Below are 8,218 nucleotides of genomic sequence, written 5' to 3'. Positions count from 1 at the left end.
GAAAAACTGCACCTCCAGTTGTTAGACTGTGTCTAACAACTGGGGTGCAGTTCAATATCCTCACGTTCTTTTTCTTTATATGTTCATCTTTTCTTTCAATTGTAATCCTGTAATGGATTGTAATACATCCATTACCTCTCCAAAAGTCATATCAAAAATCGTTTTATCTTCTATGTATGGAAACTGTCTAAAACGATTTTCTAACATTTTCACTGCATCCGATGTGAAATTTGCGCTATCAATGCCAAATTCTGTTTCAAGAAGCACGATCCAATCTAACACGTGAAAACCTAATCCATTTACGAATGAAATCAGTTTTTCTTCTGGCTGTGAAGCTAAGAATACGTTTCGCTCCATCTCACTAAAAAGTTCTTCTCCTAAAATTCCTGCTAACTCATCATCATGTTCGCGTTCAATAATCTCTTCATAACCGTAATCATCAACAAGCTCTTCTACTTCTTCACTATCTGCAAAAAGTAATTGACTAAGAATTGCATCTTTCTTAAATTCACTGTTTTGTACAACTTCTAAAAAACTTGTTTCCCATCCATTTTCTAATTTCATATTTATAACTCCTTTATATGCTTTACTTATAATAACTGTGCCCAAAATAGCCTAATGGTAACCTTCACTCTTTTTTTTACAAGAAATATTTCTCGCTACATTCCCACGTCTAACATTCCACTTTATTCAATATATATGAGACAAGCCCCTCAATTTCTCCTTCGAAAATATCAACTTCTCGTAAATGGTAGAATGTAGTTTGCAACTCATTGCCCTTGTGATATATATAAATTTTCTTTTCTAAAGCAATTGCCATCCCTAATTCTGTATGACTTCCATTTCCACCATTTAGTATGAGTAAGAAGACATCAGCTTCTCGAATCGCTTCTTGTTCTTCTTCACCAATCTTTTGCAATTGTTCTCTATTGGTTGCTCTTTCATTTTTCGTCCAATCATATGTATGCTGCCATCCCACTTCTTTCAACTGGCTTGATACGAAACGAACAAGATGTTTATTTTGAAATCCTGAAGCAATATAAAATTTCATTTATATCCACTCCTTCAATATGTATGGGGAAACTCCTTTTTTAGCGTTAATGGGATTTTTCCAAAAAAAATCCCCATCTTTAGAACTTATTTTCGTTTCAATGATGGGGTGCTTCATGGTCTTCTTTTATTTTTTTCTTTTTATAACTTTCATCAGCTAACATTTCTAGTTCAGCTGTTATTTCTGATTTTTCAAGCTCTCGTTCTTGTGAAAATTTCCGTGAAATATAAACAATAACACTACCAACGTACAACACAAAGCATATAATAAGTGCAGTATTTTCATAGAGACTTAGCTCCAACACAGTCACTCCTAATCCATTCGTATTTTCACGCTTAATCAATTGGAATTTCCCTATTAACCATTTGTTATCCCGCATTAACGGGCAGTAAGACCCCCACCTCAAAATTCAGCAAAAACAAAGAAGTTAGATGTGGGATTAACTGCCCGTAAAAGCCCGATTGGTTCAACTAATAATCAGTGGGGGATGCCCCCCCACTGATTAAAGTTTCACTTTATTGTAACATAAAAATATCAATTCTTGGAATCTTTCATCCTACTAAAAAAGACATGATTGTTTAATCATGCCTCTGAAATATGTTGAATGATAGTTTTAATCGCTTCTTTTCCATTATATTTTTTTAATGCTGTTTTATACGTCTCATTATTATGAGATAGCTCTTCTATATGCTTTATAAGCGAGTTCACCGTTACATCCTCTTCGTATAATACCGATGCATACCCTTGTCTTTCAAAGGATTCAGCATTTAAAATTTGATCTCCACGGCTTGCAAATTTCGATAACGGAATTAAAACCATCGGCTTTTGCATTGTTAAAAATTCAAAAATCGCATTGGATCCCGCACGTGAAATGACAAAATCTGTTGCTGCTAATATATCCGGCAACTCTCCATGTACATATTCAAATTGTCTATATCCTTCTGTATTTTGTAAGGATTCATCAAGATTTCCTTTTCCGCAAAGATGCACAATTTGATAATTTTTCAGAAGATCTGGAAGTGCCGACCGAACCGTTTCATTAATTTTCTTTGCTCCTAAACTTCCTCCCATAACAGTAATAACTGATTTCTTACGGGAAAACCCTAGAAACTTTAAACCTTTTTCAAGATTTCCTCTTAGTACGTCTTCACGTACAGGCGATCCTGTATATATTACTTTTTCTTTCGGTAAGTGCTTCGCAGCTTCTTCAAATGTAACAAATATTTTCGAGGCAAAACGGAGCGCAATTTTATTTGCTAGTCCAGGTGTCATATCAGATTCATGTAATAAAACTGGCACCCTATTTAGCCATCCTCCAATTACGACTGGTACGGATACGAAACCACCTTTTGAAAAAATAACATCCGGTTTTAGTTTACGAATTGTTACGTACGCATCCATAACACCCTTCATCACGAGAAAAGGATCTTTTATATTTTTTAAATCAAAATAACGACGTAGCTTCCCGCTTGCAATACTATGATACGGAATTCCTTCTTTTTCTATAATCGTTTTCTCAATCCCTTGATGAGAACCAATATAAGAGATACCCCAGTTCTGCTTTTGTAAATGTGGAATAATTGCTAAATTAGGCGTTACATGCCCTGCCGAACCGCCACCTGTAAAGACTATTTTTTTCATACGTCTCCCCCTTCTACACTATAGTACACTAAAATACCTTGCCTCAGGGTGAGAAAATACCATAGCCGTTACAGACGCTTCTGGCTCCATCATAAATCCTTCTGTTAATGAAATACCTATTTCTTCTGGATGAATTAAGCGAAATAATTTTTCTTGATCAGCAAGTTCTGGGCATGCTGGATAACCAAATGATACGCGTATTCCTCTATATTTTGTACGGAATCTCTCTTCCATCGTCAGTTCAGGTGAATCTGAAATTCCCCAACGATCACGAATAAGCATATGTGTTTTTTCAGCAAGTCCTTCTGCTAATTCAAGTGCTAACGACTGAATCGCATGACTGCGTAAATAATCTCCCTTCGCCTTCCATTCCTCTGCAATATCTCGAACCCCTTCTCCAACGGTAACAGATAAGAAAGCGACATAATCCATCTCATCTCCAATCGGGCGTATATAATCTCCTAAAGTACGGTATGGTGCTTTCCCTTGTCTCGGAAATTCAAATCGCTCTATGATACGTGTGTGATCTTCCGGATCGTATATAATTATATTTTGTCCATCACTTTGCGCCGGGAAAAATTGATACACCGCTTTTGGTTTTAACCAAGATTGTCCTTCCACCAATAATTCGTCTATTAAATCATTCAATTCATGCGCTCTTTTATCTCCCTCTTTCAAAAGCTTCTTCACATTTCCTTTTAATCCAAGGTGATGTCCAAGTAGCATTTGTCTATTTAGAAATGGAGCGAGATGTGCAACGGGAATATCGCGTAATACAATTCGTTTTGTTGAATCAGGTAACATAACCGCCGCCTTCGCTAATGGCTCAATTACTGCGGGAATTTCTATTTTCTTCTCCTCTTGTTTCACAACATGAAGATGGTGTTCCTTTTTATCTCGCTTCATCTTTTCACGTTCTTCTTCTTTTTGTAATTTGTTAATAATATCAAGACCTGTCATCGCATCACTTGCATAACATACAAGCCCTTTATATGATGGCGAAATACGATTATCTGTAAATTTCCTCGTTAGTGCTGCACCACCTACAACAATTGGAATATCAATATTCGCTGCTTTTAAATCTTCGGCAGTCGTTACCATTTGTTGCGCTGATTTTACTAACAAACCAGAAAGACCAATAATATCAGGTTTCTTTTCTTGTACTTCTTGAACAATTCGATCCGAACGAACATTAATTCCTAAATTAATAATTTCATATCCGTTATTTGATAAAATAATTTCAACGAGGTTTTTCCCAATATCATGTACGTCACCTTTTACAGTCGCTAATAATACTTTCCCTTTTTTCGCACTATCACTAGATTCCATATGTGGCTCTAAATAACTTACGGCAGCTTTCATACTTTCAGCACTTTGCAATACTTCAGCAACGATAAGCTCATTACCATTAAATAATCGCCCCACCTCATCCATTCCTGTCATAAGTGGACCATTAATAATATCCAGAGGTTTTCGTCCTTCTGTAAGCGCGAGACTTAGATCTTCTTGTAGTCCTTGCTTCGTACCTTCTACAATATAATTTGCCAGTCGTTCATCAAGCGTTAGCGTTTCTTGTACAACGATATCTTTCTTTTTGGCAACACGATAAAAGTTTGTGAATTTTTCTAACGTTTCTTTCGTCGTTTCAAATAATAATGCATCCGCAAGACGTTTTTCTTCCTCTGGAATTGACGCATAGCGCTCTAATTTTTCCGTGTTAACAATCGCATAATCTAATCCTGCTTTCGTTGCATGGTATAGAAAGACAGAGTTCAATACTTCACGTCCAGCTGGTGGTAAACCAAAAGATATGTTACTCACACCTAGAATCGTTAAACATTCTGGTAACGCTTCTTTAATAAGACGAATTCCTTCTATAGTCGCTGCCGCTGAACCTATATATTCTTCATCACCTGTTCCTACAGGAAACACAAGCGCATCAAAAATAATATCAGATGGGCGTATACCATACTTCTTCGTTAGTAATTCATAGCTTCTTTTAGCAATCTCTATCTTTCTTTCTGCACTAACTGCCATACCATCTTCATCAATTGTCCCTACAACTATCGCAGCACCGTATTTCCGAAGAAGGGGTGTCACTTTTTCAAAACGTTCTTCTCCATCCTCTAAATTAATAGAATTGATAACACCTTTTCCTTGAATATAAGTAAGAGCTTTCGCCATAACATTTTCATCTGTTGAATCAATCATAATTGGTACTTTTAACACTTTCGTAACTTCTGCCAAGAATCTTTCCATATCTTCTATTTCATCACGATCAGGGTCTGCCATACAAATATCAATAATATGAGCATTTTTCTTCACTTGCGCTCTTGCCACTTCAGCAGCCTCTTCAAATTTCCCTTCTGCTACTAATCTTTTAAACTTACGCGATCCAATTACGTTCGTCCTTTCTCCAACAAATAGGGGCCTCATAGAATCATCGTATTGCAACGCTTCTAGTCCACTAATTCCATGTCCAACCCTTTCATGATGCTCACGAGGATTAATCGAGGCAAGCGCCAATTTCATTGCACTTATATGTTCTGGTGTTGTGCCACAACAACCACCAATAATATTAATCCATCCTTCTTCAGCAAAACGTTTTACTTTTTCAGCAAGTGACGCCGGAGATTCGTGATAATGCCCATCTTCATCAGGAAGACCAGCGTTTGGATAACAAGAAATATAACACTCCGATAAATCAGATAGAGAACGCATATGTTCCCTCATAAATTCTGGACCAGTAGCACAGTTTAACCCAACCGATAATGGCTTCATATGCTCTACCGATAAATAAAAGGCTTCGATTGTTTGACCCGCTAAAGTCGTTCCCATCGGTTCAATTGTTCCAGAAATCATAATAGGTACTATTTTGTTTAGTTCTTCAAACGCCGCTTGAATTCCAAGGTACGCAGCTTTCACATTACGCATATCTTGACTCGTCTCAACGAGCAATACATCAACTTCTCCTCTTAATAGTCCTCTCGCTTGCCTTGTATAGGCTTCGATTAACTCTTCAAAAGTTACACCACCTGTAACACTAATGGCTTTCGTCGTTGGTCCCATCGCTCCCGCAACATATACTTCTTTCCCACTTCCTTTGACTGCTTGCTTCGCCAAAAACGCTGCCCTTTCGTTTAACTCTTCATCTAAATGAGACAATGCATAATCACTTAATACAATATTTGTTGCACCAAACGTATTCGTTTCAATAATATCTGCTCCAGCTTCAATGTAGACTTTATGAATATTTAAAATCACATCTGGTCTTGTTTTTACTAAATATTCATTACAACCTTCGTATTCTTCTCCTCCAAAATCTTCCGCTGTTAAGTCTTCTTGCTGGATCATCGTTCCCATTGCACCATCTAATATTAAAATTTCATGTTGTAATCTCTCTTCTATTCGTTTCATCAATTAATACCCTCTTTCACTTCTTGCTTTTCTCTCACATATTTCACGAGATGTTCTGTAATTTCATATTTTAAAAACGGCGTAATAAGATAAATACCGTTAAAATATTTCATTGCCGCATCAATCAACTCTTGTGAAATACGAATTCCTTCCTCGATAGCAGCCTCTTTCGTTTTATGTCCATCCATTCTTTGTCTTACCTCTTCAGGGAGCGTAATACCCGGTACTTCAAAATGAAGAAAATCTGCATTCCGCTTACTTACTAACGGCATAATTCCAATAAAGATAGGTTGTTCCAAATGCTTTGTCGCTTCATATACTTCTTCTATTAAAGCAACATCATATATCGGCTGCGTTAAGAAATATTCAGCTCCAGCATCAATTTTTCGTTCCATTCGCTTTACCGCTGCTTTTAAATGCCTTACATGAGGATTGAATGCCCCTCCGACAGAAAATCTTGTTGCCGGACCAATTGATTTCCCTAAAATAGAGCGACCGTCGTTCATCTCTTTAATCATTTTAATTAGCTCTATAGATGACAAATCATATACAGAAGTTGCACCTGGAAAATCACCAACGCGCGCTGGATCACCAGTTAAAGCTAGCACTTCCTCCATACCTAATGCTGATAATCCAAGCAAGTGAGACTGTAGTCCAATGACGTTATGATCTCTACACGTTAAATGCGTCAATACTGGAATATCATGCTTCGTTAATAATGCACCCATAGCCATATTCGAAACGCGAGGAGATGCTAATGAATTATCTGCTAGAGTAATAGCATCCGCTCCAGCCCTTTTCAGTGCTCTTGCCCCTTCAAAAAAACGCTGCGTGTCTAACGTTTTCGGTGGATCTAATTCCACTACAACTGTCGTTTGTTTCTTTGCCTTTTCTGCGAGAGTAACATGAGCTCTCGAACGCTTCTCATGTGTATGGACCACTTTAGGCCTTTGAATCGTCTCCTTTGCTATTACAGGTGCAACATTTGCAATAGCACGTTTCATTCCTTCAATATGTTCCGGGGTAGTACCACAACAACCACCTAATAAACGAATACCTTGTTCAATAAAGTTTGGTGTCATCTCTTCAAAATACGCTGGACTTCCCTCATATACGTAACGCCCCTCCACATAATTCGGGAGACCTGCATTCGGATATGCTGATAAATAGCCATTTTGAGGAATCGATATCATTTTGAAAGCTTCCGTCATATGAAGTGGCCCTAGTTGACAGTTCAATCCAACAACATTGGCACCGTAATCCAAAAGCTGTTTTAATATTTCATTGACATCATTCCCATTTTGAGTCGTACCTGCCTCATGTAACGCTAACTGAGCAACAATCGGAATATTCGTTTGTTTACGCAATACTTTAACGGCATGCAATAATTCAAATTCATCATAAAAAGTTTCTAATAGTAATCCATCAACCTGTTCTTCTAGTAAAGCACCTGCCTGCTCAAGTAACATAAATTCTCTCTCTATATCAGTCGTTGTAACAGCACCAATATGTTTCATACCTCCAATTGTCCCTAAAATTGCATTCCGCTCTGTTACTGATGCTTTCGCAATATTCACTGCCGCTTTATTAATTTGGACAACTTGATTTTCTAGACCATACATGCGGAGTTTCGCTTCATTCGCACCATACGTATTCGTTTGAATAACATCCGCTCCAGCAGCTACATATTGTTTATGGATCGATATAATTAAGTCCGGGTCAGACAAATTCAATTCTTCAAAACTACTTTGTAAACCATGCGAATGTAATAACGTTCCAACCGCACCATCACCTATTACAACTCCTTTTGATAATAAATCTAGTAATTTCACGAATCTCCCTCATTTCTATCAATATAAAAAACCCCCTCTTCACTTTGAAGAGGGGGACATAATTGTTCCTCCTCTTATTATGCAAAACACACGTTTTGCAGGTTTTAGCACCGTTTCAAACATTTAGTTTGAAGGTTGCCGGGTTTCACAGGGCCTTTCCCTCCACCGCTCTCAATAAGAGTTTGTCTTTATTATTTTATTTATGTAGCTAAAAGGAAATACGTTCCCCTTTTAACAATGTTTGTTAATTTTTTATAAATTTAGCATGCACTAAAAT

6 protein-coding genes and 1 riboswitch are annotated in these 8,218 nt (G+C 37.3%); all 6 genes read right to left on the bottom strand.

Going from position 1 to position 8,218, the window contains the following annotated elements; translation table 11 throughout:
- Window positions 1-75: 75 nt before the first annotated feature.
- Window positions 76-564, bottom strand: coding sequence for a hypothetical protein (locus tag AB3X48_RS14215; protein ID WP_016106156.1), 489 nt, complete (start codon window positions 562-564; stop codon window positions 76-78).
- A gap of 109 nt (window positions 565-673) precedes the next feature.
- Window positions 674-1,051: a nucleoside 2-deoxyribosyltransferase gene (locus AB3X48_RS14210; RefSeq protein ID WP_002111842.1), complete on the bottom strand. Its 378-nt coding sequence runs from the start codon at window positions 1,049-1,051 to the stop codon at window positions 674-676.
- Between the two features lie 97 nt (window positions 1,052-1,148).
- Window positions 1,149-1,391, bottom strand: coding sequence for a DUF3966 domain-containing protein (locus AB3X48_RS14205; RefSeq protein ID WP_088099555.1), 243 nt, complete (start codon window positions 1,389-1,391; stop codon window positions 1,149-1,151).
- Window positions 1,392-1,633: 242 nt separating this feature from the next.
- Window positions 1,634-2,692: an undecaprenyldiphospho-muramoylpentapeptide beta-N-acetylglucosaminyltransferase gene (murG, locus tag AB3X48_RS14200; protein WP_088079372.1), complete on the bottom strand. Its 1,059-nt coding sequence runs from the start codon at window positions 2,690-2,692 to the stop codon at window positions 1,634-1,636.
- 18 nt (window positions 2,693-2,710) lie between these two features.
- Window positions 2,711-6,109: a methionine synthase gene (gene metH / locus AB3X48_RS14195; RefSeq protein WP_088099515.1), complete on the bottom strand. Its 3,399-nt coding sequence runs from the start codon at window positions 6,107-6,109 to the stop codon at window positions 2,711-2,713.
- A complete protein-coding gene (locus AB3X48_RS14190) occupies window positions 6,109-7,941 on the bottom strand; it encodes a bifunctional homocysteine S-methyltransferase/methylenetetrahydrofolate reductase (RefSeq protein WP_088099516.1) in 1,833 nt (610 codons plus the stop codon). The genes metH and AB3X48_RS14190 overlap by 1 nt, the downstream gene beginning before the upstream one ends.
- Before the next feature lie 71 nt (window positions 7,942-8,012).
- Window positions 8,013-8,122, bottom strand: a riboswitch (SAM riboswitch).
- Window positions 8,123-8,218 lie beyond the last annotated feature (96 nt).

Origin of the sequence: Bacillus sp. S4 (genome assembly GCF_040838205.1) — a bacterium.
Taxonomy (GTDB): Bacteria; Bacillota; Bacilli; order Bacillales; family Bacillaceae_G; genus Bacillus_A; species Bacillus_A cereus_U.
Note: the sequence above shows the minus strand (reverse complement) of the source record. Positions and strands in the feature narration are given on the sequence as shown.

What these genes read in the sequence shown, in the direction of transcription:
- AB3X48_RS14215 (WP_016106156.1), bottom strand. Translation starts at nt 564, where the DNA reads ATGAAATTAGAAAATGGATGGGAAACAAGTTTTTTAGAAGTTGTACAA.
- metH (WP_088099515.1), bottom strand. Translation starts at nt 6,109, where the DNA reads ATGAAACGAATAGAAGAGAGATTACAACATGAAATTTTAATATTAGAT.
- murG (WP_088079372.1), bottom strand. Translation starts at nt 2,692, where the DNA reads ATGAAAAAAATAGTCTTTACAGGTGGCGGTTCGGCAGGGCATGTAACG.
- AB3X48_RS14210 (WP_002111842.1), bottom strand. Translation starts at nt 1,051, where the DNA reads ATGAAATTTTATATTGCTTCAGGATTTCAAAATAAACATCTTGTTCGT.